Genomic DNA, 23,333 nt, shown 5'->3' with positions numbered 1-23,333 from the left:
TGCTCGATCGGGGCGCATCGCGAACACCCCCCTCGAAAACACGTCGTCAATGCCCTTGGAATCCCTGAGAGCCGCGCCCGGCTTGGCTTCAAGGTTGATGCAGTCGGTCAATGCCCGTCCGCTCAGTGCAAAACGAGTTGGAGATTTGGAGATAAACGCCTGAATCGGCCGCAAAGCCTTGTGGGGTAAGGCTTCGCATGTCTCCAAACGATTTGGAGAACGCTGGAGATACTGGAGATAAACCAGCCCGGATTGTTACATCCTAAGCAAGAGTTGCGGCAGCCGCCCGCCCAGTTCCATCTGGAGCGTATCGCTCAAAGTAACTTTGACGCACGGGCCAAAAATGCCGCGCAAAGGAATGCCCGCCACCGTCCTCCCGGACGGCGGCGGCGCTTTCACAGCTCAAGCGTGAAGATGGACGGCAACACGCGATAGACCATGAACTTGCCGTGACCGGGGATGTATTCCTGCCGGTACGGATAGCCGTCGCTACGCGGCATCAGCACGCCCCGCTTCATCAGTGCCTTGGCGACGATCTTGTGATCGAAGCCGGCGCACACGTCCTTGCGAAACACGGCCGCTTCGATCAGGTATTCCGTCTCGACGCTTTCCGCGTCGTCGGCGCTCATCTTGCCGCCGAACTCGGCGTAATACTCACGATCGGATGCGATGGGCGTGCGCCGCTCGTCGCGCTTCACGTGCTGCTTGAAACCCGCTCGATGGGGCACGTTCGGCCGATGGTCGTCCTGCGCCCGGTTCATCCACACGAAACGGTTGTCGCCGTGTGCGGCGAGGAAGTGCTGTACCTGCCGCACGGCTTCGGCTTCGTCCGAGTTGCCGGTGCCGCCGCGCAGTTCGAGCCAGCCGTCGAAGCAGCGACGCGCAGCCTCGACCGCTTCGCCCTGCGGCCAGCCGGTCAGCCCGTGCGCCGTCGCCAGTTCGCCGGCCACCGCGACGAGGCAGAACCGCTTGGCGACGCGCGCGACCTGCGAATGCGAGCCGTCCGGCACCCATTGCCCGACCAGCTCGTCGACGCGCATGCGCAGATGCTCGGCCAGCTCGCCGGCCTGCGACGACGCCCACTCGATAAACGCGGGGCCGGCCGTGCCGTAGTGCATGCCGGCGTGCCGCTCTAGATGCTCGATCAGCGCGGCCGGCGTCGGGAAGCCGTGCAGCTTCTCCACCACGCCCATTTCGCCAACCTCGGCCGGGATCGCGGGCAAGCGCACCTCTATACCGCCTTTCATGGGCTTGTTGCCCTCGGCCATCAGCGCGGACACGCTCTTTTCGCCGTTCGACAGGAACAGCAGCCGCCACGTGAGCACGGGCTTGGCCGAGCCGCTACGCGACGCGCGCGCCTTGCCCGACTCGTTCGCGAGCATGTAGATCACGTCGCCGACCAGGCGCGGCTCGACCTGCCCGATTTCATCGAGAATCAGCAGCGCGTCGCTATGCTGCGTGGCGACGGCTTCGAGCGCGTTGTCGGTCGCCTTCCAACTGCGCACGTAGTCCGGCGAGCCGAACACGGACGCCGCGATGACGCCGCCTGTCGACTTGCCCTTGGACGTCGTGCCAAGCAGGTGGAAGCCGCCCGACTGGAGCCCGGAGAAGTGCAGCAGCGGACCAGCGAAGGCGGTAGCGACGCAGAACAGCAGCCGGCTATTGCCGACGCAGTAGGCCGCAACCTCGCGTTGCCAGTCGTCTAGCGTGCCGCGCTCCTTGAACTGGCTCTGGATCGGCGTATCGGCCTGATAGATCAGCGCCTCTTTGCCAGTGCCGATGACGCGATCGGGCAGCACGAACGCGCCGTGATGCCAGCCGACACGCGGCACGCAGCGCACGCGCTCGTCCGGCTGCGCCATCTGGACATAGTTGGCGATCTGCGTGCGTGCGATCTGCGTCACGCCGAGCTTCACGCCCATATCGAGCAGCATGCGGCGCAGCTCCGTACCGTCGCCGGCAAAGAGGCCGGCCGGCACCGCCCATCGTTTCAGGATCCCGTCGCGGTCGGTGAATTCGAGCAGGTAGCCCCACCCGCTGTTCATCTCGTTCCGCGTCTCCGCAATCACATCGATGCGCGTACTGACCCAATGCGGCGGCAGCGGATCGCCCTGATTGTTGAAGCCGTGAAACCACACGCCCTTGTCGTCGACGACGAACCGCGACTTGCCGTCCTGCGCGCGGGCCGTTTTCGGGCGCTTGGCGGGCTTCGCGGCGGCTGGAGCGGCCTTGCCCTTGCTGACGTCAGCCGAGCCGGCCGGCGCGAGTGCAGCACGCACGGCGGCGGCCACCGCATCCGGGCCGACGTGCGCAGCCAGGTCGTTGAAGTCGGTCCCGTTCGCCGGGCGGTTCGGACCGAAGTCGGGTACGGCGACGATGCCGGCGACGGCCTCGGCCGCCGCGCGGGCCTTCGTCACGCCCGGATTGCCCTTCGTCGCGTGGTCGTCGTCGGCGCACACGACGATGCGCGCGTCCGGATACTGGCCGCGCAGCGCCGTCGCGACCGCGTGCAGGTTACCGGCGTCGAACGCGACGGCGGCCGGATAGCCCGTCGCGGCCGCGAGCGTCGCGCACGTGGCGTAACCCTCGCCAATCAGCAGCGTGGACGGCGCGGAAGATAGCGGACCGCCGATCAGCGAGAAGCAGCCCGCCTTGCGGCCGTTCGGCAGATAGCGTTTCTGGCCGTCCGTCAGGACGAACTCCAGCGTCCACAGCTTGCCGTCCGCGTCACGCGCCGGGATGACGAGTGCGCCGTCGCACGCGGCCGTGCCGATGCACAAGCCGCCGCGATAGACGCGCAGTGCGTCGACCGGAATGCGCTTGCGAACGAGGTAAGGGTGATCGGCCGGCGCAGGCTCGGCCGCCGACCAGATCGATTCAGCGAGCGCCGACGCAGCTTGCTGCTTCTCGGTCAGTTCGGCCAGCTCGGCCGCTTCGCGTGCCGCGCGCTCGGCCTTTTGCCGCTCGCGTTCCGCTGGATCGACCGGCTTGGCTCGATGCGCACGCGGATCGAAGCCGCCTTGTTTGGCAAGGTGGAACAGCGTGTTGATAGTGATCTTGCCGCCCTTGAACGACTTCCACACATCGCGCGCGTCCTTGGCATTGTAGTTCTGCGCGCCTTGGCCCCATTCGTTCCAGAGGGCGAAGCCCTCCTCGCCAAACTCGGCCTTGAGCGCCATCCCCACCTGACTCCACGTGTCGCGGTCGTCGGGCGGAACATAGCCGAGCGCGACTCTCGCCCGCTCAAATTCGGACATGGGTGCGTTACTCATAGGTTCCCACTGGGCGCGTCGGTCGATTTCCGATTAGTAGTCCATATCGGGTAAGCAGCTACCCGACGCGCGAAGAATTGAATGATGCGACGATGCCTAGCGGCGGGCGTCAGCCGGCCGCGCGAGGCACCGACAGAACCGCCCCGCCGGCCGTGACGTCGTTGCTGTAGACGTAGCGGCCGAGCCGCGACTCGCCAAGGGCGTCGTTGGCGGCCTCCAGCGCCGCGCCGATCGACGGCAGGGACGCACGGAACAGGCTTAGCACAAGCCAGTAGTCGTCATCGGACATGGCTTTGTCGGCCGCCCAATGCAGGCTGTCCAGCAGCTCCATGGCATCGCTGATCCGCGTGCCGATGCGGTTGTGATCGGGGCGGTTCACCTCGGCCACTAAGTGCGACGCGAGCGGTTGCACGGCATTCTTGTTCGTCTTTGCCATGACCGCCCCTCAGTGCGTCGTGCGCGGTTCGCGCGTGACGAGGCCGAGGGCCGCGAACAGGTGCTGTTGCACGCGCCCCATCAGGCCGGCTGCAAACGCTTGCCGGCTAATCGTCACGCGGTGTGCGTCGACGTCGCCTGCGTCCTGCATGGCGGCTTCCATGCCGCGCGCGAACGCGGCGGCCTGATGCGCCGCGTAGTCGTGCAGCCGCACGTCGCCTTTTAGGTCGAGCCATGCGTCGGCGCAGATCGCGCCGAGGTCGACGGCGAATTGCAGCTCGATCGGTGCGCCCGTATCCAACGGCGGTGCGTTGTCGAATCCGTCGACAACCGCGGTTCGGATGCGCTGGTCAGTCATGGCACACCTCCGGCTGCGCGGTGCGGCGCATTTCGGCCGAATACCGGCTTGCAACGCTTTGCCCCATGTCGACGAGCGCGCGTTCGTAGGTGCCCTCCGCAAGATGCGAACGGACGGCATCGAACAGGGCTTCGAGCTGGGCGAATTGATGGGCCGCGCACATGGCGATCATCGTGACTTCGTTCGGCAGGCGGTATTTAGACATGGCGCGCCTCCAGAATCGATGCGAGGAGTTGCCCGACGTCGATCGTGCAATCCAGCTCCGCTTCGCCGCGAATCGGCGTGAGGTTCCAGTCATAGACGGCCGCATGCATGAAATCGCCAGACCGGCGACCGCAGACGCTGCGCCCCGAGACGGGGCCGCCCAAGATCCGCACGCGCCAATCGTGATCGGGCGTCGGCTGAGCCGATGCCACCTCAACCAGCATGCCGATACGCGAGCGAGCATCACACTTCGTGACGATCGCCAGATCGCCGATCTTGCAGCGCAGGTCAGCCATGACGCACCTCCGCACGGACGAGCGCTGCGATTGCGGCCAGTGCCGCGCCGGTTGCGTCGAGCGCATCCTGATACGTGCTGGCGGTTGCCGCGTCGCGCAGTGCTGCGCGGACGATGGATCGAATGAGGTGGGATTGCTGCCCGGTATGGGCGTGCGTGGACTGGCGCAAGATGCGACCTCCGACGTTAGCGTTTCGGAAGCCCGCGCCCCACTGCAAATTGGGGTGGGCGGGCGAATAGCAGGGTTTGCAGACCGGAACGTCGGCACCGGCAGGCCGAAGCCTCCCCACCATCGCCCACCCATTGAAAAAGGCGTGCAAAGGCACACGGACGTAAAAAAGCCGCTCATTGGCGGCCGTCCGCCGACATTTTCCGGGCTGCAAATCCCGGGCCGCTGCTGTTTCAGCGACGCCCACAGGATACTGCGCACCGCTGCGATGTGCAAATCGATGAAGGGACGGAGCAGAAACGGCGACGGACGATGCCACCGTCCCGCACCACTCGTCGCGGCAAAGTGACTTTGGTTGGACATCACGCCGGGGCCTTCGGATCGAGCATGAAAACCGCATGCTTCAGGAGTTCGACCGCGCGCTTAGCACGAGACGGAATACGCTCGGCGTCGCGCTCAAACACGGTCGCCGCCGTCGCGATCCAGCAAGCCGCTTCGCGCCGCACTTCGTCCGTGCAGCGCCCGCGCGCTTCGGACAAGCGCTCACGCTGGCGCTCCAGCTCACTTTCGTAAAATGCCGCGTCGGCTCTCTTTTTCTCTGCTCGTGCTGCTGCGCGCACGTTTAATGAGTCGGTCGTCATTGTGTCTGGCTCCGATTCGCACGTGCGGCGAGCCATGCCTCGACGTCCCGTTCGAGCCAGCCAACAGCCCGCACGCCAAGCGGAATGGGGCGAGGAAACGTCCCAGCCTGAATTTGCCGATAAATCTCGCTTTTGCTTAATCCGATGCGTTCGGTAAGTGGACGCAGGCGAACAACTCGATTTGCGGTGAGGGAAGGGTGCGGGTTTTGTACTTCCATTTGCGCTCCGGTGAAATGGAACCGCGCGGGACTGCACGGCACGAGAGTAGTGTCGTCATTTCCACGGCAGCGCAAACGTCAGGTTTAGGGCAGCTATATCTATAGGGTCGATGTTTCTACCTTGACACCGGGGCCCCTCTCATGATCGGCAACACTCGATAGTCGTGTTCTATATATCGACGAGCTGCATCGAGCGCGTTTCTTGCATCTTGAACATAGTCGATGTCATCGACGTCCATCTTTTCGCTCATGAACTGATCTGCCAATTCATTCAGTGCCAGCGCTTCGGATAACCCAAGGTCTTTCATTGCACGAAACCCGTCGAATGCACGCAGATATCGAGGTAACAAACTCCATCGAGGTCTAGCAGCTTTCCGCGCAGCAGGGAGTTTAGATTGCTGGAATTCAAGCACGGATTTCACTTGCTCTAGCTGCCGAGAAATTGGCATAGAGGCATCAAAAATCACCCTGTACTCCGTATCGCGCAACGGTCGGTCAAAGTATCGTGACGAGTCTACAGGGCCACTAATGAACCCGCATGGCGCATCAAATTCCATGTTCACGAATTGTTGGGTTCCATCATCCAGAGTTAGCGGCCAGCCCCACACCCAAGACGGCGGGTACCAATAGTCAATACCCCAGTCCATGAGGAATTTCGAATGTGCTTCGAAGTCGGGGTGTGATGCAAGGCGCTGCTCGTGAGGAACGCGTGCTAAGCGGTTGCAGAAATCGGCCTGCTGCTTGATGAACTTTTCATTTCTGCGCAAAAATTCCCACGCCCATCTGTCACCGCTTACGGACGCTGGTGGGTATGCGGACGGGTTACGCCAATCTGGGATTTGAAACCAACTCCGAACGCGTCGCCGCGCTTGGACGGAACCAAGTCGTCTACCGTTAACGACAAACAATGAGAGTTCTCCCTACGCCCTTCAGAACCGGCGTCGAGCCGGCCGGAGAAGGCGTCCGGTTTTCGGGGGCCACCCTAGGCTCGGCGATCTGCATTTTCGCACGAGCAAGAGGGCATGGGCATCGCCAGGCAGCGATGCACGCAATTGAAAATTTGCGAGATGTTGAAGGACGATGAACGCGGAGGGGAATACTCCCTCCGCGTAGCCGGATAGCGCAAAACTACCTTGCGATATTGAGTCGTTGAGAGATCGGGTTTGCAGTCCAGTTCGATGTGGCAAGCGCTCGAATGCCGTCCGCATAAACAGGCAAACCGTCTTCGAGTGCGCGTAGCGTCACCAAAATGACGGCACGCTGCGGCTCGGGGGGGATCAACTCACCGAAGCGTCGAGTTATGCTCGCTTGCAACGCCCAATTCGCGGCAGTAATACCGTTTCGGAAGCGCTCGCGATACACCTTAACCGGCGACCACTTATAGCCGTTTTCGATTCGAGCGGTTTCGTACAGATCGGCGAGGTTTTCGTCCTGTTCCAATGGAACAAGCCCTTTTATGCTTAGGCGGCCATCCACCACTGATGCGCGGCCAAAGCTAATGTCGACGTTTGCTCGCACGTATTCAGCCCCTTGACTTGCGTCGAGCGGAGGGCTGTATACGAGGGTGACGAATGTTTCTCCACGGAACTTGTCAGGTTCAGGGCGCAGGCATGCGGGTATCGGGTAGTTCAGTCTTGTCCATTTGCGTCGATCAGCAACATCGACTTCGAACAACAACGTAAATGAGTCATCGTCGCAAAAGAGCGTGTCCAGCAACGTGGACGGCACCCCTGCACCGTAAAATCTCCGTGCGCTTGCATCGCGCTCTGGTGAGCGTACTGCGGCGCTATGAATGAGCAGCGCCTTCACGAGGGCAGGATAGGCGGCGGTGCCGCGTTGCTCAAGTTCCTGCCAGAGCTGCGCCGCTTGTGCGGCGACCATCGGAGCTGAGAAGCTTGTCCCGAGGGTCATGCCTAGGCGATCGCCCGGTAATACCGTATGGACTCCAGCTCCGACAACCTGAGCCATTTGATTGCAATTGCCACCATAGTGAACAACGTCAGGTTTGGGCGTCCGTACCGGCCCCGGCCCGCGTCGACTGAACGGTGAAGGCTCTTCTTCGTGAACCAACGTATGAGGAGCATTCTCCCGGTGGGCGAGGGCGCCGACTGTCAGGCTTCTTACCGAATCGCCGGGGCTACTGATGCGATGGCGAGGATTGTCTGCACCGGGAGGCCAACCGCGTAGATTGGGCGGCCCTTCGTTGCCCGCGGACACGACAAACAAAACATTGAATTCGTCAGAGATTCTATCGAGTTGCTGTGCAAGCCACCCGAACTCATCTTCAGGAGCCGGATCTACGGTGCCGAGCGACAGGTTCCAAACTTTGACTGCCGGATGGGCTTGAACTGCTGCGCGGAGGCGCTCGATGATGTCATCAGCATTCGCATTGGCGACTTCCATTCCTGCGACATCGAGTATTCGAGCGCGAGCATCAGGCAAGCGAATGTCGTTACCGTTTAGGGGACGCGCCGCACAAACTATCGACGACACCATTGTGCCATGTACATAGTCTGTATCCGGAGGAAGGACATAAGTTTCACGTCCAGCTACCCACGGGCCCAGTGCGACAGAATTTGGAAACATGCCCGTGTCGAAGACTCCGACGATTGGCAAATTTTCAGCTTCGTTCGGAATGTCAACTAGAGCACCCGGAAGTGGGCCATGATCCTCTGCCATTGGAGCGACATCTAGGACAGGAGCAATCATTGGGGCCGCAAAAATGCGTCTGATTCCGCTGAACAAACTAAGAGCGTGCAAACTGTCGAGATTCGCATTCCGCACCCGATAGCTTCGCCCAACTAATCCGGGGTGGCGCTCCGAAATATCTAACCCGAGTTGGTTTGATACTCTCTGGAACAATTCTTCCGCCACTTGCTGCAAGTGAGCGTTGGGCTGATGAAAAAGCTCGATGAGTATCGGTATATCGGCGTTTCGCCAAGCTTGTAGACGTTCAAGAGCGGCTGGGTTGCGAAGCTCTGCGTCTAGCACGCGATCGATACCCCACGCCTCAAATCCACTGATCGCCGAAAGATTCGCTTTGATTTGCCTTGTGGTGCGTGTGGCAATGACTCGGTCCATCGCATCGAAGCTACCGAGGCTAGTCGCCAACAATACTTCGCCAAGTGCGGCGTTTCCGATCGGTATGGTTTGTCCCTCTTGTGCGAGGGTGGCCGGGCGGTGGCTTTTTGCAATAGCGGTGTCCCGCAGATGCATCACCATAACGGCCGGCAGTTGAGGATATCGTCGGAGCGTCTCGCTGAGAGCCTGTCTCACTCCGGCGAGAGAGGCTCTTAATTCGTTACGCAACTGCGGAGTTATTGGCACAAGCTCCTTGGGCCCTCCTCCTCCGCCGCCCGCGTCGCGATAGTCATGCTCCGATAAATCGACCCGCAGTATCGGGTTCTCCATTTGCGCCATCAAACGCCCCCGTAATATTTCGAATTTGTCGTGTGGATACCTTGTACAGATTCGCTAGTGCCCGTTGCGAAAACAATGACGGCTGCCACTGACGCAGCCATCGAATTTCATCCTGTACATTTGATAAGGTAACACGTTGAGTAGCGGCTATGGTAAGTCCGAGACGACGCAGCAACTCTGCTTCAGTCACGAAATCCTCTCCACTGAGAACCGCATTGCGCATGGCATCTTGAGCCACAAAATCGATTGCTGCGCCCGACATCCCATCAGAGAGCGTTACCAACCGCGACCAATTTATGTCCTTCGGAGCAAACGTCTTGAGCCGGCGACGCCACAAACCTTCTCGCAAGGTGGCATCAGGTAGTTGAAAGTGAATGCGAAACGCGAAGCGCCGCCAGACCGCCGAGTCGAGAAGTTGGTCATGGTTGGTTGCGGCGATAACCACCGTGTTCGGCGGCAGAGAGTCGATATTCTGCAGTAGAGAAATTACAACTCGCTGTAGTTCGCCGATCTCCCGCTCGTCGGCACGCGATTTTGCGAGCGCATCAAACTCATCCAAAAACAGGACGCAGGGTTGAGTCTGAATGTGATCAAACACCCTTCTCAGGTTTTTGGATGTCTGCCCAAGAAGCGACGAAATCAGCGTGTCGCAACGGACGGTGAATAAGGGTAGCTCAAGGTTCGCGGCAATCCATTGCGCGGATAGTGTTTTTCCGCACCCGGGGGGGCCATGCAACAGTAGGCGCGTCGGTAATGCTACGCCAGCGGCGGCTAGCTTCTCGAACGATCGGACCGACTGGATAAATTCTCTCAAGCGGCCTTCGACGGCGTCGGGAAGGACCAAATCCAGATCCTCGATGCGCGGATATAGAACATCGACAGTCGACAGGCGTGAGTCTTGATCAACCGGTAGCGTTCCAACCAATGCACCCTGTGGCGTGACGAACTGCTGAGGGGCACGAGCCAATCGGTCACGAATTCGTCGAGCTTGGTCGCGCGATCCCTCATCTTCCAGTTTCTGCGCCAGCAGCCCGGCATAGTCCAGCGCCATCCGGACGTTCGCACGGAGCGCGCCGTCGAGAATCTTGAGGACCTCGGACATATGTTCCATCTGTACCCCTTTTTATGATGCGGCAATATGTATCTCTGATCCGAATGTGGGCGGAATTGATTCGCTTTTTCGGAAATTCGATCCGAATTTTAGCCTAGACGGTACGACCTTGGGTTGGGTGTACGAAACCGATCCCTTACGGACATAGTGTTCAGGGCTGTACGAAAATAAGGCTTTCTCGTATACGGACATAGGGTATGATTCGGACATCCTTTTCGAACATTCTTGAAGAGAGCAGCATGTCCCGAACCTTCGCATATGCCCGCGTCAGCACGACCGACCAATCGACAACTAATCAACTTCGCGAGATCGAAGCGGCCGGTTTCTCCGTCGACAAGCGCCGGGTTATTACGGAAAGCATTTCCGGTAGCGTCAGCGCGAACCAGCGACCGGGGTTTGCGGAACTGCTCCTCAAAATGGAAGAAGGTGACGTCCTGATCGTTACGAAGCTCGACCGACTTGGTCGGAACGCGATGGATGTGCGCGCAACCGTCGACGCTTTGGCCCTTCGCGGTATCCGAATTCATTGCCTTGCCCTTGGCGGTGTCGATCTGACCAGTGCAGCCGGCCGGATGACGATGCAGGTTTTGAATGCCGTTGCCGAGTTTGAGCGCGACCTGTTGATCGAGCGGACGCAGGCTGGTATTGCGCGTGCAAGAGCGGAAGGGAAATCGATGGGCCGTCCGTGTGCACTAACCAAACAACAGCAGAACGAGGTGCGACAGCACCTGAACGAAGGGGCGAGCGTAGCGGGTCTCGCAAAGCGCTACGGCACGAGCCGTCAGACGATCATGCGGGTGCGTGACGTGGCCTAAATCCCGTATCGCTCAAAGTTACTTTTCGCGAACCTCGACAATCCGAGGCTACGTGCCACACGGCAGCGGCGGGCGGGTATCGCCAGGCCAACAATCTGAGGCAAAGGTACAGCCGCGACAACAAAGGCTCGCGTCGATCATGCGTATCTGACAACGGGGCTCTCGGCGGTCCATGACATCGCGGTGGGCGCAATGGTGAGGCGTTTCGTCGATGAAAAGGGCCCGCGGGACCGACAATGCAGGCTTAGAGACCGCAGATGGCCCTGCCGCCAGGCGAGCGAAATTGCAAACACTCCATTTATGGAACCGGCAGTCCACATCGGGGACAGTTTTGACAAAGTGAGTCGCTTGGCCAGTGACGATGATCCAATTATCGCGCTCTCTGGGATTCGAATGCGCGAGCGCCCGTGTGACTGACGGCTTGTTCATCGGCTTGTGCGGGAACCCAGGAAAATCGACAATCGGCGCGGGGCGAAGCTCAATATCGAGCTGTGCTGCTGTTCGTGCCAGGAGCGTTGCGGCGCCGGCAGCAAGTTTTTCGACGTGCGGACCTAGAGAGAGTTCGTCCGTTGTCTCGTCCTTCGTGTACTCGAGCAACGATTCCTCAGATTCTTCGAGCACCGTCAGGAGCATGTTGTCCGCTCCACGCAGTACCAGCGCGGGATAGACCAATACGCGCGGCTTTCGCCCGAAGATTGGCGTTCCAGTTGCTTCATAGCTCACATGAACCGCGTGAAAACATGCGACGACCAAGTCCTTTGTGAGGTAGTTCAAGACCTGAGTAGGTCGCACGTTAAAGGGTGTCTCTGCGGCGAGAGCGTTCTTCGATATCAGTCGAAATATTTCGCTGGCTTGAGCCTTGAAATTCTGCTTATGAAAGATCTTGATCTTGACGTCTTCGACGGTGCCCTCGATGAAGGCCTGCACTGGGTCAACGAACACGACGATCCATTGCCCACTTGTGATCACGGCTCTGGGCAGCGTGTGTTCATGTTTGTCTTTCAGACCTTTAACGTAGCCGCCCACCTGATCGATGTAGGCATGCCATTGTCCCGCCAGCGGAGAGTTTTTCGCCTCCCCACCGTTTCTCCAGTGATTGATTCCCTCACCCAATAGGGTTGTGGCTTCAAAAGCTACCTTCCCTCGTGGTTCCAGAAACGCCTTGTCCCACGCTTTCGCCTCAATGAGTAAGGCTGGTGAATTGGTGTCTACCCTGACGCCGAGATAGTCCATGAACGTGGTCGTTTCGCCCTTGAGACGGACCTCTTCTGCCATGTCCCCACCCAATCCGAGGGACCAACCAAGCAGTTCGATGAGTTCATCGAGAAAGTGAACGCGAGTCGTGTGTTCGTGAGGATCGCCTACCTCCGCGCCGGCAAATTCCGGGCGCGCGTCTGCGGCGATCGACGCGTCGAAGCGATCGATCAGATTAGCAAATCGTTCGATGAAATCTGCCTCAGTCACTTCGCGAATCACTGGAGCAGCTCCGGCAGGCGGTAGAGCAGCTTTCTTGCCGACGGCCACCCTGCTTCCATGAAGATCTCAAGGCAGTCCACGAGCGCCTGGCGCCGTTCTTCAGCCCCAAAGATTTCCTTGCTATCCGCTAGGAAGCTGCTTATCAGGCGGACCATCAGTTCGGTACCCAACGGTTCGTATTGGTAACCGCCCTTCGCCCCGCCTCCGCGAATGGCACGCGCGGTCAGATCGAAGGCCCGTTCCGGGTCCTGCGGGGCTAGAATCTCCACCAATTGGAGAAGTTGGTAAATTGTATGCGGCTGTGCTTGATCGGCGATCAGCTCGAGGGTCGACGCTACTTCGCCCAAGTAAATTTCACACCCCGCATCGTCGATTCCCGTACCGCCGTTGGCTCGACCGGTCGCGAAATAGAGCTGCATGGCTGCCTTGTCGATGAGCTCGATGCACGCTTTCAACCTCGGCACCTGGTCATCCGGAACAGCGACTCTCGGGTTGTACGTTGCAAGTGGTCTGCTGGCAGCAACGACGATTCGGTGAAGGAGGGCTTGAGCCCGATGCCTAAGCACACTGTCCTCTGACTGACCAGGATACAGGCCCAGCACGACTGCATCACGGAGCGTGAGCAGAATCGTTCCGAGCGGTCCGCTGTGCAACGATGGGTTGTCCAGCCATCTCGAGAGTACGGCGTCCGCTGAGGCTTTCTGATGGGTCACCGAAAGGATCGCAACGATGTCAGCCACGGACTCTTCAAGATCGGCTTGCCTTGCCGTACCGCTGTACCGCGCAAGGAGTGCGAGAATCAGCCGTTCGCTGCGGTCGGGCTCGACGTGAATGACCCTTCGTAGCACATTGACGGCGGAGCCCAAGACCGCAAAGTTTCTCTCTCGTTCAAGACGAAGTTCGAGGCGTCGCCAGAAACCGGCCCGATCGAGTTCCCACAATCGAATAAGATGCTCAACCGACTGAGACCGCGCTGCAGGATGGCGATCATCTAGCAGGCGATCAATATCCTCGGTAAGTCGCGGGTACAGATCGGCCCGCTGCAGACAAACGTCCAGCACTGCCGTTGCGGCTTCAATGCGAGCGGCCGGGCCGCCCCAGGACTGGGACTGTTCGTATTGAGACTCCGTTTCGTCGCTAACCTCCGGGTTGTCAGAGGTGGCTGCTATCCGAACAAGCGTGAGATATCGATCAGTCGGATCGAAGTCCTCCCTGACAACTAAGCGCTCGCCCTGCGCAAGTTCTCCACACCCCTGGCCGATGACCCCTTCGCCATGGCTACGCAGCGTTTCGTCCAAGTCGGGAGCAACTAGGCCGCGAGCGATTACCTCGAGCAAGTCCAGCGTGTGTGCTGTATCGATTTCGTCAGCCGATGGGCGACCAGGCTTGGCCTGGATGTAGTCCCGGGCCGCCTCGATGGCTTCCATGACGGTGATATTCGACGGCTTATCTCGGTCCAGGCCTTCGATCCAGAAGAAGGGCTTGGACTCGCCAAATCCGCTCGTGATCCGAAATGGGCGCTCGTTTTGACGGGCGCGCTCGACTAATTCTGCCGGGGTGTTCGCAAGAATCGCACGCGCACTCTCGGTGACGAGCTGATCATGTCCGATGACGCTATACAAGCGCTGGATCAGGCGCTCCCTAGCTGCCTCCGGTGCAGTGTACGCTTCCATCGTGAAGGTCGTCACCGAGGTTTCGAGAGCCGCCCGCTCAGTAATGCTGCGTCGCCCGTACCCGTGGGCGACGAGGTCGATCGCATCCTTCTGAGTATCGATATTGGAGAGCCAGGCTTCATCCGCTGCGATCGGCCAAAGCAGATCAATCAAGCTATCGTTGCGCCGCACTGCTGCGACGAAGAGTCTCGCCCATGTCAATGCCCATGGCGATGAGGTCAACATCTGCTCTGCGACCAAGCGAGCATCGGACTCCGGCAATGCAACAAATGCAGGAAGGAACTTCGCAATCAGGGCGTCGCCATCTTGGCCATACGTGTTATCAGGGTCGCGAGCCCAGATGTGACTTAGGTCTGTGTCAAGTCGGACAGTCCGGCCAGCGATCGTTCGGGTGATAACTTCGCACTCTGCTGGCTTGTGCTCCTGTCGTATGTAGTGGTCTACCGATTCCACAAATGCTCGAGTAGCCGCTGGAGGGTGATTCTGTAAAAACGTCGGGAAGAACTCGCACAGCGAGAACAGCGCCATGCGATAGTCCTGCCTGGAGTTCGACGTCAGAGATAGAATCTGACTTCGACCGCCCACGCTGGTAGTGACATCGTCCTTGACCGTGCCTGCGTACGTTCTCGAATACACGGTTGCGGCGAAATCAGGATCGGCGTCGGTCAGTTTGGAAATCTCACGGCAGAGCGCTGGAACGTCCTCCCAGTTGTGTGCGTCAGCGCGCTGAGGCTCAAAGATTCGTTCTAGGAGCTCTCGAGACTCCGAAGGCGCGGTCGCGTAAGTGGCGACGACAGCGGGAATGACTTGAGCAGCATCGATTCTCGACTCAGGATTGTCGAACACGAATTCCAACAGCGCTCTTGCTGCAAGACCGACGGCCTGGCCTGTCTGGGACGGACGCGCCGTGTTGATCAAGAGGTAAAGCAGCGTCCTCAACGGGAAAGGAACTCGCTCGACGTTGGCAGCGAGTTTGCCGGCGAGCGAGACCCACGGTGTGAGACTCACATTCGGATGGTCTTCTAGCCGTAACGCCAGCGCAGACACCACATGCCAAAGTGCCGTAGGCGTCGTGTCTCGACCGTCGGCGACATGCTTTGCGATGGCATGAGTGTCTGCAGCATTCTCCGGCAGCTCTGCGCTGAGTCTCCCAGCTACGCTGCGAAGGATTGGGTCTCCTTCCGGATTGCCGACCATTCGTTCGACGGCGATCCAATAGCGCTCATGATCCGGCTGTGCTCCCCAGAGCTCCTGCAGCAAGAAGCCCATCGCCGGCGCAAGCATCAGGCCAAGCGTCTGAGCTTTCAGGTACTGCACCTCGCCTGAAACGAGCCCATCAACGTCCATAAGAAGTCGCGAGGCGGCATAGTCGAACAGAAGATGGTGACGGAATTGGATAAAGCGCTCGTTCTCAACCTTGGCTAACACGCCTTTGAGGAGAAGCGCATCCAGTGCATCGGGCGACTTGGCAGCGATGACATGCGTCTGGGTCCGCAGCGCTCGGCTATTGACCATCGTCTCAACAACGAGGCGCAAGCAGGCATCGGCGCGCGAGCCCAACGGCGTCACCCGGTGCTCCCAGTACAGCTTTAGCAGGCCCGCTTGGTTGGCCAGTTCGCGAAGGGCTGCGGCGCCCATCCCCGTACGGAGCAACTCGCCGATGAGACGCGTGTTGAAAGGCACAAGCGCAAGTTGTTGAAGCTTCGTTGGCGTGCCATCGAGGGCGGTACGGAGTTCTGGCGCTTGGTTCAGTACCTGCTCGAACTCCTCCTCTGACCAATGAGGCACAACGAGATGCCTCACCGTTGGGAATGCGGCATCCCGGTAGTCCGGGTTGGCAGGACGGCCCGCGAACAACTCACGGAATCGGACGCCCATACGCAGGTCGAACGTTCGTATCGAGGCGATGACTTTCCAGCGGCCCTTCAATGCAAGAACGCGCTCAATTAGCGTTCGAAACGCGCCTTCTCCCTGGCCGCCGCGAGTAGCGTCGAGAGCATCGACCACTAACCATCCCCCGGATGGACCGTCCCAGGCTTCAAGCACTTTGACCAGATCGTGTTCGAGATTCAGTTCGTTCTTCAGTCCAACGAGGTCTTGGACGCTATAGCGGTCGACTGCGAGTTCGACAACATCGCCATGGTTCCTCAGCTCACGGGCCAGCGCGTTAATGACTGCGCTCTTGCCGGCACCGGGCTCGCCAATCAAGAGGAGCGAGCCATCCTGAGCCGCGGCTAAGGCGGCTGCCTGGCATTCCCGGGTGATTCGGATGACACCCTCGGATCGCTCGATCTGTTCATAGGGGCGCAAGTCGGCGGCAATTTGCGCCGAGTGTTCCCTTAGCTTGCGGATATCGTCTTCGAAGCGCGGCGGCGCAGACAGCTGCACTTGCGCATGCATGACGGCTTGCCGCAGTGTAGGTAAGTCGCCGCCGCTCCGCTCGGTCATCCAGCGCTGGCTTATCTGGGTCAGCGCAGTAATCAAAGGTCGAGCCTGATCCGTTGTCGTAGCTGTCCCCGCTAGCCCTTCCATGACATTGGCGTACGCCCCTGCCGGGTCAAACGTCATCACTCTCACAAGCTGCGCAACGCTTCGAAGCACGGTCGGGCTCCATGGTTCGGCCGTGGTGTTGCTCCAAGCCTCACGCATGCATTCTTCGAACACCTCGAGTGCCTTTTGCTGATCCTGCGTCAGCGCACTTGGTGATGGTTGCGAGTGAGACCTTAGCGCTGCGGGGAGATCCAAGCGAATCGAAGCGGGCGTGGTTGGCCCTACTGCCAGCACGAGTCGATCCTTGCTCGGATCAAGGCAGCGATTCCAAAGTTGTTCGCCCTGACCATCGCGGCAGACAAGCCAGTGTCGTACGAACTGCTGGACGGTCTTTGCCAAGCCGCCATTAGGCCCGGACGAGAGGTTCACGGTCGTCTTCGCTTGCACCGCTATGAACCCACCTTCCGAGGTTGCCACCAGGATGTCGTCCACCGGTGCCTCGGTCTCGAAGCGAATCCAGACAGGAACGGCTGCCCCCAATTCCAGTACATAGTCGACAGGAACTTGGGCAAGCAACTCCAGGCCGAAAAGCGCCCCAAGCTGGGCCTGAAACCCAATACCCCCTGCGGCTGCAGCGCCACCGCTGGAGATACCTCGGGAACTAGTCGGATGCTGTGAAGTTGCCAAGTTGACTCGCTTAAGTTGACTTCGGGGTATAGCCACCATGATTGTACAAGGCGAACTGCCCTCAGGCGGTTAGATGGGCGTGCCCCGTCCAAATGAGGTGTCCACCAAACCGGCGACAGCGTAGCGGAAAAGCTTTCGACCACTACGAACGCCGCGCGGTGATAAGTAGGGGGGGGGCTGCGGCACGGGAGTTTCTTTGCGCGCAGCGTTCCAGACGGCAGGGTCCTTCTCCACACGGCTGGCGTCATGCGACGTATTTGCCGGCTATCTCCAACTTTGTCTCCAAGTAAATGAGTGTTTTGGAGATACACTTGGAGATAGGCGGGCCCTTGACCAATAAGGCTTCCGGGGTGAATTGAGGATATATCTCCAAATCTCCAGAAGTTTTCTGTTCGGGCGGCCGACGATCGGCGACTTACGCCACAATTTTTCGCTCGGTGGCCTCATTCACATGGGTTCAACCGATTGGGGGTATGTTTGGGGGTTCAGATTCCAATCGCCGATTCCATTTTCGTTTTGAACCAATATATTGGATAAGGATTGTTGATCCTGCAGCCGCACCAATGCTGAAGCGGGTCCCAGAGATGGGGCCCGCTTTTTTTTGTTCTACAAAATCGCATACGTTCTACAAAACGACAGAAGGCATGTCGGGATGGCATACTCCCCATGTAAGTGACCGACCAACAATTGATAAGCGTCATCGACATGGCAGAGACCTACAACATCGGGGAAATCGCGACGCGCGTATCCGAAGATATCTTCGAGTACTTCAGGTGGAACATTCACCCCGCCACCAACCACAATTTTGACTGCCTGAACGGCGACCATAAGACCGCGGGTGGATCAAAGAAGCAGACGCACCCAACCGATGTCGTCTTCTATTATGACGATCCGTATCTGGGCCGAAAGGTCTATTTGAACACCGATCTCAAAAGCTACGGACAGTCATCTATCAACCAGAGCACTTTGCGCAATGCGCTGCGTTCCTTAGCGATTTCCGTCCAGTGTGCGTGTGCTTCGGACGAGTGGCGAACGAGGCATGTGGTTGACGTCTCAGAGCCCTATGAGGTTCGTGGGTTGCTCTTTCTGCATAACCACGATCATGACTTCAAGCATGACCTTGCGGAAACCATGCGCAAGATCGATGTTTCCGCCCTGCCCATCGCGGAAAACACGTACCTGCATGTGCTTGGTCCACTTGATATCAATCGACTGTACTCAGTTGCAAACGACCTAAGTCGACTATTGCAGCGCAAAGAAATATCCGACGACTACACGTTCTATTACCCAGACCTTGTTTTATGGCGTCGGCACGGCGAAGTTTGGGGGCAAGCTGCGACAGTCGAGACCCTGAACGCGCCGTACTGCGTGATTAAGCACAATGGCACGGAAAAGGGAAAGCCAGGCTATGTGATCTATTACAACCGGCCAGGTGATTCGGCCATGGAGTTCGAGTATTTTCTCGATAGTCTGTCTCGACTGCAATTGCTGGACAAAGATGCACAGGTGCGCGTTCGCGTGAGCCATAAGCAGCCGAGCGATCAGATTCAAAGTAATTTTTTGGTAGCCAAGCACCGATACAGTAAGGCATGGGGTTTCGAGGCGACGAGGGCGGCAACACTGGACGCCATTAAGCTCGAACACGTTGTTGCGGTCACGGACAATTATTCTCCTGCAAAGCTCGGTTGGCGCGATGGAGAAAATGAATGAAAAAGCCTCTTCATGGACCCTCAATTTATTACGCAACGGACAAGAATGTGTTCGATGCTTTGAATCAGCATCGGGTTGATCAAGCGACGATACGGCAATTGTTTGCCGACAGAAATGTTTTGGTTTCCAAGCATACGGATAAGTCGGAGCTCGCGAAATACTTTAGTAGGCTTGTGCATGATTATCAGGATCATCAGCGAATAGCGGCTCGCCTTGGCGTCGCTAATCGCCGTGAAAAGGTGACTGCGGTAGAAATCACAACGCCCATTGATGTGAATCAGATTGAAGTGGCCATTTCCACAATTAAGGTCGAACTTGAGAAGGACGGTGACGTTGTGTTGGTCACCAGAGACGGAGACGATATCGCGTTGGTTGTCCAGTATTCTGAGGTGGATTATGCCAAAACTGAATTCAAGCAGGTTCAGCATAAGGACGGTGTAATTCAGTTCAAGAAGGAAGGTGGTGTATATGTTGTTAGAAATTCACAAAATGAATATATAAATAAGGTTCGTGAGGCTGTCTTTTCTTCGGTCGAAAAGAGAAATTCCATAAAACTGGATCGTCGTGTTGTTTCATTGTATGACGTGGTGCTTCCTGGCTTGAGAAGTGAGTTTTTCTATAATCTGATTCACGGCATCGAAGGGATGGGTAAGTACGATGTGACCGAGCTCTACGTATACCGCAGTACTCCAGATGAGTCAGACGAAGACGATGAGCAGGAGCTTTCCGACGATGACGTTGGCAACAATGAGGTGCAGGACAGCCGAATCGAGCGGATTGCGTTGCGCGGGAAAGGTGTGGAGCAGTCGCAGGAGCTGAAGGACATCATTAGCAAGTCCGCAGATTTCTACACGATTCGAGCCGTGTGGAAGGTCAGGGAAGCAATGGGCGAGGGGCACGTCTTCGAACTCGATGCACATTTTGCAAATGCGCGAGACTGCACTGGATTCTCATATCTTGTTCGTGGCGTTTACCCGTGCGAAGACGGGATGGTCAGCAAAAAACGCCGCACTCCGAGATCAGACGAGGTTGAGCGGTTGTCGACACTCATCGAGAAAGCATCCAAGAAATGCGCGGAAGACATTTGGACTAAATCGACCCCTCCCAAGGCTTGATATCATGACCCTGCGATTCAAATGGTATAGGCTCACGCTTCCTTCCGGAGTGTCGAACTTGGTTCGTGAGCTTCTCAATTTTCCGCTCACATTCGAATCGGATTGCGGATTTCGCCCGAAACAATCAGACGAGACCGGTGATTGCCTTCGTTTCGCATGGCGCTCGACAGTATCTGCGGTTGCATTCGATGAGGATGGCAATCCTCGGACCGAGTCTGTATCTACGATTAACTTTGTCGATCTCAAATTTTTTTCGAGAGGTGATGTGGTGTTTCTGCGGGTGGACAATCCGGGGAAGTCGGTGAAGATGCTTATGAACGAATTGGGACGAATCGCGGGATATGGATTTTCAATTCAACCGATAGTCTTCGGCGATTCCACGACTCCGCCATTCTTTAATAAGTTTGACCAAATTCGCTTAGTGGGTTTGAAGCTAATCAACGTAGTATTCGACCGGCATGTGGTCGGGCGAGTCGAGCTTGCCTCCAAGGAGGGAATCGACCTCAAGGCAATTTGGGAAACAACGGGCAAGACCTATGTGGTCGACACGGCGACCTACGAAGTGACGGCGCGTATGATCAAAGGTCAATTGTCATTTAGCAAAGGCGGGTTGGTAAAAGTGACCGAACGGCTTGCCCCGCAATTCCTCGACTTCTTTGAAGGCGCGATAGAGGAAATCGCCGAGTCCCGCTAAAGCGTCGAGCCAGCTGGTCTCACCGGCAGCCGAGCTTGCAAGTAGTTCACCTCGTTGGCGTGACTTTAGCGCTGCGCTTTCGTACATAGTGCTCGGTCATCCCGTCGTAGCCAGCAGCGCGCAACCCCTCGTACATCTGTGTTGCTGTCCGTCGATCCCGTTTCGGACGGCGTGAGTCAGCAATCAACCACTGACGCAGTTGTTCTGCCCAAGCGCCGATAACGCTCTTGCTGGCACGTTTCGGATACTTTGGCTCGCCAGTGGATGGCTCTCGGAGCCATCGCCGGATCGTGTTTCTGGACAGCCCAGTACGTCAAGAAATGTCCCGGAGAGGGACGCCGTCGCGGAAGTGCATCCGCCGGATTTTGGCCAACATACTCACCGTAATCACTCCGGTTCTCCTGCTCGGCATCCCAAGCCGGCATTCGAAAATGTGGGTCAATTTTCGATGAGAAAACTTGCCGCAAACGGGTCAGTTTTGCTCGGCAATCAACATATACGCAACACGAATGCGGCCCTTTTTTATTCTCTGTGTATCCCAGGTCGCTTCCGAACGCCCGGACGACACTCCTAAGCGCCTTTCCAGTCTCACTAACGCCATGGTTGAAACTATAACTTCCGACTACTACGATAGGAAATTGCCGCTAGTGTGGTGATCTATCTCTGTTTGAAATTGCCAATGTATTTCGCGAAGTCAAACTAACTCAAGGAGACCGGGAATGGCATATTACAAAAATGGAAACTATCTGTCGCAGCAGCAGGGTGCTGAATTCGATGTTTTGCACGCCCCGGGCGGGCAGACACCGCATTCCGGGATTTATCGGTGCGAGGGCTGTGGGGGAAGCGCGGTATCGACGCTCGGGAATGCGCTGCCACCTCAAAATCATCACCAACACCAATATGGCCAAGGCCCAGTTCAATGGCGCCTCGTTGTCAAGGCACATTGGCGTTGATGCCCAATTTTTGTTCTACAACCCAAACCGGAGCCTTGAAGGCATTAAGTTTCAGCCTTGCGCTTACAACGTCCTTGTAGAACGAATTTTGATCTAACACGTTGATTTTCCGTGATTCTTCCGAAGCATTGTAATCATCAGGTGGCGGGTTCAACTCCTGCAGCCGGCACCAAATCCGAAAAGGGGTTACGGAATTTTCCGTAACCCCTTTTTCGTTCATGGGTCGCGCGCCGCGATGTCGCGAGCGCCGTCGTTACCCCTTTTTCTTGTCACGCCCGCGTCACGCCGCACCTCTAACGTTGCACATTCCCATCGCGGCAGCGTTTTCACGAGCCGAGTGTGCGTGACCGCATCCGACGCCGTGCCCGCGTCGCGCAGGCTCACCCGGGATCTCACTCCCGGCAGCGCATCGGCTTCCGCCTCGCATCCATTCCATTCAAAAACGCGATCGACGCCGATCGAACTGCATCGCGGACGATCAGGAGACACGAACCATGCTGAGCCCGCACGAATTCTCGATGCTGCTGCGCATTGCGCGTGCGCCCGACAGTGTCGATCTCGCGAACCCGGCCTTTGCCGTGCTCGTCGAAAAGCGGCTGGTCGACGACACGCAGCTACGCGTGAACAAGGTAGCGGCACGCCCGGCGCTGACGCCGATCGGCCAGATGCTGCTTGCCCGTTTCGACGACGCGGCCTGACGGAAAAGGCAAAGGGGGAAGGCTGCAACCGCGCGTCACGCCTTCGCCGCAGCGAAAACGTGACGCATCGAACGCGCGGCGAACCGCTTACTGCGCGACCGGCACCGTCACGTCGCTGCCGAACCAGTGCATCGAGATCTTCTTCAGCGTGCCGTCCTTGCGCAGCGAATCGAGCGCGTCGTTGATCGCCTTCTCGAACTTCGGGTTGCCCTTGCGGAACGGGATCGCCATCTCCTGCTTGCCGCCGTTCAGCACCGCACCCGAGCGCAGCGGCAGGTTCGACGTCTTGATCATGTACGGCAGCATCAACCGGTCGTCGAGCGTCGCCTCGATCCGCCCCGCGGCGAGGTCGCGCAGTTTCTCCGGCGCGCCCGGATACGTCTGCACCTCGATGCCCGGCACGCTGCGCGCCATCTGGTCGTAGTTGGTGCCGAGCGTTACGCCGAGCTTCTTGCCCTTGAAATCCTCGAGCGACTTGAAGTTGCGCGTATCGTCCTTGCGCTGGATCAACTGCGCGGCCGAGTACGTGTACGGCTGGCTGAAGTCGAGCGCTTCCTTGCGCTGCGGCGTGATCGTGACCTGGTTGACAATCACGTCGAACTTGCCGGCCTGCAGGCCCGCGATGATGCCGCTCCATTCGGTCGGAATGAATTGCGTCTTCACGCCGAGCTTGCCGGCGACCGCGTTCGCGACGTCGACGTCGAAACCCTCGAGCTGGCCGGACGTGCCGCGCGAGTTGAACGGCGGATACGTGCCTTCGAGGCCGACGCGCAGCACGCCGGCTTTCTTCACGGAATCGAGCAGGTCTTCCGCATGCGCGGCGACGGCCGTGAAGCCGAGGGCCGACGCGAGCAGCAGGCCCGACAGCAGGAACTTCGAACGTTTCATCGCGGATCTCC

At 58.4% G+C, this 23,333-nt stretch carries 20 protein-coding genes and 2 pseudogenes; 5 read left to right on the top strand and 17 right to left on the bottom strand.

Annotated elements, in window-relative coordinates; genetic code table 11:
* Positions 1-395: 395 nt before the first annotated feature.
* The 12 genes and pseudogenes from C5F75_RS17035 to iteA form a co-directional block, all read right to left on the bottom strand.
* Positions 396-3,257, bottom strand: a complete 2,862-nt coding sequence (locus tag C5F75_RS17035; RefSeq protein ID WP_181035434.1) for a DUF927 domain-containing protein — start codon at positions 3,255-3,257, stop codon at positions 396-398.
* 124 nt (positions 3,258-3,381) lie between these two features.
* Positions 3,382-3,708, bottom strand: a complete 327-nt coding sequence (locus tag C5F75_RS17030) for a hypothetical protein (RefSeq protein ID WP_104012471.1) — start codon at positions 3,706-3,708, stop codon at positions 3,382-3,384.
* Between the two features lie 9 nt (positions 3,709-3,717).
* A complete protein-coding gene (locus tag C5F75_RS17025) occupies positions 3,718-4,065 on the bottom strand; it encodes a hypothetical protein (protein ID WP_009908645.1) in 348 nt (115 codons plus the stop codon).
* Positions 4,058-4,270, bottom strand: coding sequence for a hypothetical protein (locus C5F75_RS17020; protein ID WP_006765346.1), 213 nt, complete (start codon positions 4,268-4,270; stop codon positions 4,058-4,060). The genes C5F75_RS17025 and C5F75_RS17020 overlap by 8 nt, the downstream gene beginning before the upstream one ends.
* Positions 4,263-4,565 carry a hypothetical protein gene (locus tag C5F75_RS17015; protein WP_104012492.1) on the bottom strand — a complete coding sequence of 101 codons (303 nt, stop codon included), beginning with the start codon at positions 4,563-4,565 and terminating at the stop codon, positions 4,263-4,265. Before C5F75_RS17015 ends, C5F75_RS17020 begins: the two co-directional genes overlap by 8 nt.
* A complete protein-coding gene (locus C5F75_RS17010) occupies positions 4,558-4,734 on the bottom strand; it encodes a hypothetical protein (RefSeq protein WP_076903401.1) in 177 nt (58 codons plus the stop codon). The genes C5F75_RS17015 and C5F75_RS17010 overlap by 8 nt, the downstream gene beginning before the upstream one ends.
* Before the next feature lie 361 nt (positions 4,735-5,095).
* A complete protein-coding gene (locus C5F75_RS17000; RefSeq protein WP_089466514.1) occupies positions 5,096-5,374 on the bottom strand; it encodes a hypothetical protein in 279 nt (92 codons plus the stop codon).
* A complete protein-coding gene (locus tag C5F75_RS16995; protein WP_089466515.1) occupies positions 5,371-5,592 on the bottom strand; it encodes a helix-turn-helix transcriptional regulator in 222 nt (73 codons plus the stop codon). The genes C5F75_RS17000 and C5F75_RS16995 overlap by 4 nt, the downstream gene beginning before the upstream one ends.
* Positions 5,593-5,708: 116 nt before the next feature.
* Positions 5,709-6,239, bottom strand: coding sequence for a hypothetical protein (locus C5F75_RS36375; RefSeq protein ID WP_144030052.1), 531 nt, complete (start codon positions 6,237-6,239; stop codon positions 5,709-5,711).
* Between the two features lie 45 nt (positions 6,240-6,284).
* Positions 6,285-6,365, bottom strand: a pseudogene (locus tag C5F75_RS37640) (hypothetical protein); the annotation flags it as partial.
* Positions 6,366-6,720: 355 nt separating this feature from the next.
* Positions 6,721-9,003 carry a S8 family peptidase gene (locus C5F75_RS16985; protein WP_181035432.1) on the bottom strand — a complete coding sequence of 761 codons (2,283 nt, stop codon included), beginning with the start codon at positions 9,001-9,003 and terminating at the stop codon, positions 6,721-6,723.
* Complete coding sequence (iteA, locus tag C5F75_RS16980) at positions 8,963-10,123, bottom strand: anti-phage ATPase IteA (RefSeq protein ID WP_258048566.1); 1,161 nt, start codon at positions 10,121-10,123, stop codon at positions 8,963-8,965. Before iteA ends, C5F75_RS16985 begins: the two co-directional genes overlap by 41 nt.
* 239 nt (positions 10,124-10,362) lie before the next feature.
* Between iteA and C5F75_RS16975 the strand changes: the two genes are divergently transcribed.
* Positions 10,363-10,938 carry a recombinase family protein gene (locus C5F75_RS16975; protein ID WP_104012469.1) on the top strand — a complete coding sequence of 192 codons (576 nt, stop codon included), beginning with the start codon at positions 10,363-10,365 and terminating at the stop codon, positions 10,936-10,938.
* Between the two features lie 48 nt (positions 10,939-10,986).
* On the opposite strand, the gene C5F75_RS36370 is transcribed toward C5F75_RS16975, so the two are convergent.
* Together C5F75_RS36370 and C5F75_RS16965 are read right to left on the bottom strand one after the other, a co-directional pair.
* A complete protein-coding gene (locus C5F75_RS36370; RefSeq protein ID WP_146075212.1) occupies positions 10,987-12,462 on the bottom strand; it encodes a hypothetical protein in 1,476 nt (491 codons plus the stop codon).
* Positions 12,411-17,264 carry a DEAD/DEAH box helicase family protein gene (locus C5F75_RS16965; RefSeq protein ID WP_181035430.1) on the bottom strand — a complete coding sequence of 1,618 codons (4,854 nt, stop codon included), beginning with the start codon at positions 17,262-17,264 and terminating at the stop codon, positions 12,411-12,413. Before C5F75_RS16965 ends, C5F75_RS36370 begins: the two co-directional genes overlap by 52 nt.
* Positions 17,265-17,969: 705 nt before the next feature.
* Here C5F75_RS16965 and C5F75_RS16960 point away from each other — a divergent pair.
* Genes C5F75_RS16960 through C5F75_RS36360 form a run of 3 tightly spaced genes read left to right on the top strand, consistent with a single transcriptional unit; the run spans position 17,970 to position 20,783 of the window.
* The gene (locus C5F75_RS16960; RefSeq protein ID WP_059577223.1) at positions 17,970-18,974 is read left to right on the top strand and encodes a hypothetical protein; all 1,005 of its coding nucleotides are present in this window, start codon (positions 17,970-17,972) and stop codon (positions 18,972-18,974) included.
* Complete coding sequence (locus C5F75_RS36365; protein ID WP_063892422.1) at positions 18,971-20,089, top strand: hypothetical protein; 1,119 nt, start codon at positions 18,971-18,973, stop codon at positions 20,087-20,089. The genes C5F75_RS16960 and C5F75_RS36365 overlap by 4 nt, the downstream gene beginning before the upstream one ends.
* A gap of 4 nt (positions 20,090-20,093) precedes the next feature.
* Entirely contained in the window at positions 20,094-20,783 is a 690-nt protein-coding gene (locus tag C5F75_RS36360) for a hypothetical protein (RefSeq protein ID WP_146075210.1), read from the top strand.
* A 100-nt stretch (positions 20,784-20,883) separates the two neighbouring features.
* On the opposite strand, the pseudogene C5F75_RS37240 reads toward C5F75_RS36360, so the two are convergent.
* Both C5F75_RS37240 and C5F75_RS36355 read right to left on the bottom strand, forming a co-directional pair.
* Positions 20,884-21,165, bottom strand: a pseudogene (locus C5F75_RS37240) (IS21 family transposase); the annotation flags it as partial.
* 551 nt (positions 21,166-21,716) lie between these two features.
* Positions 21,717-21,956 (bottom strand): hypothetical protein, encoded by a 240-nt coding sequence (locus C5F75_RS36355; RefSeq protein WP_146075209.1) that lies wholly within the window; start codon positions 21,954-21,956, stop codon positions 21,717-21,719.
* Between the two features lie 274 nt (positions 21,957-22,230).
* On the opposite strand from C5F75_RS36355, the gene C5F75_RS16930 reads away from it, so the two are divergent.
* Positions 22,231-22,434, top strand: a complete 204-nt coding sequence (locus C5F75_RS16930; protein WP_059577208.1) for a hypothetical protein — start codon at positions 22,231-22,233, stop codon at positions 22,432-22,434.
* Positions 22,435-22,521: 87 nt separating this feature from the next.
* Here C5F75_RS16930 and C5F75_RS16925 read toward each other — a convergent pair whose 3' ends face one another.
* Entirely contained in the window at positions 22,522-23,322 is an 801-nt protein-coding gene (locus C5F75_RS16925; protein ID WP_059577205.1) for a cystine ABC transporter substrate-binding protein, read from the bottom strand.
* Positions 23,323-23,333: the final 11 nt, after the last annotated feature.

The organism is Burkholderia anthinoferrum (assembly GCF_002925705.1).
In the GTDB taxonomy this organism is placed as follows: Bacteria; Pseudomonadota; Gammaproteobacteria; order Burkholderiales; family Burkholderiaceae; genus Burkholderia; species Burkholderia semiarida.
This window is presented reverse-complemented; position numbering and strand designations above follow the sequence as displayed.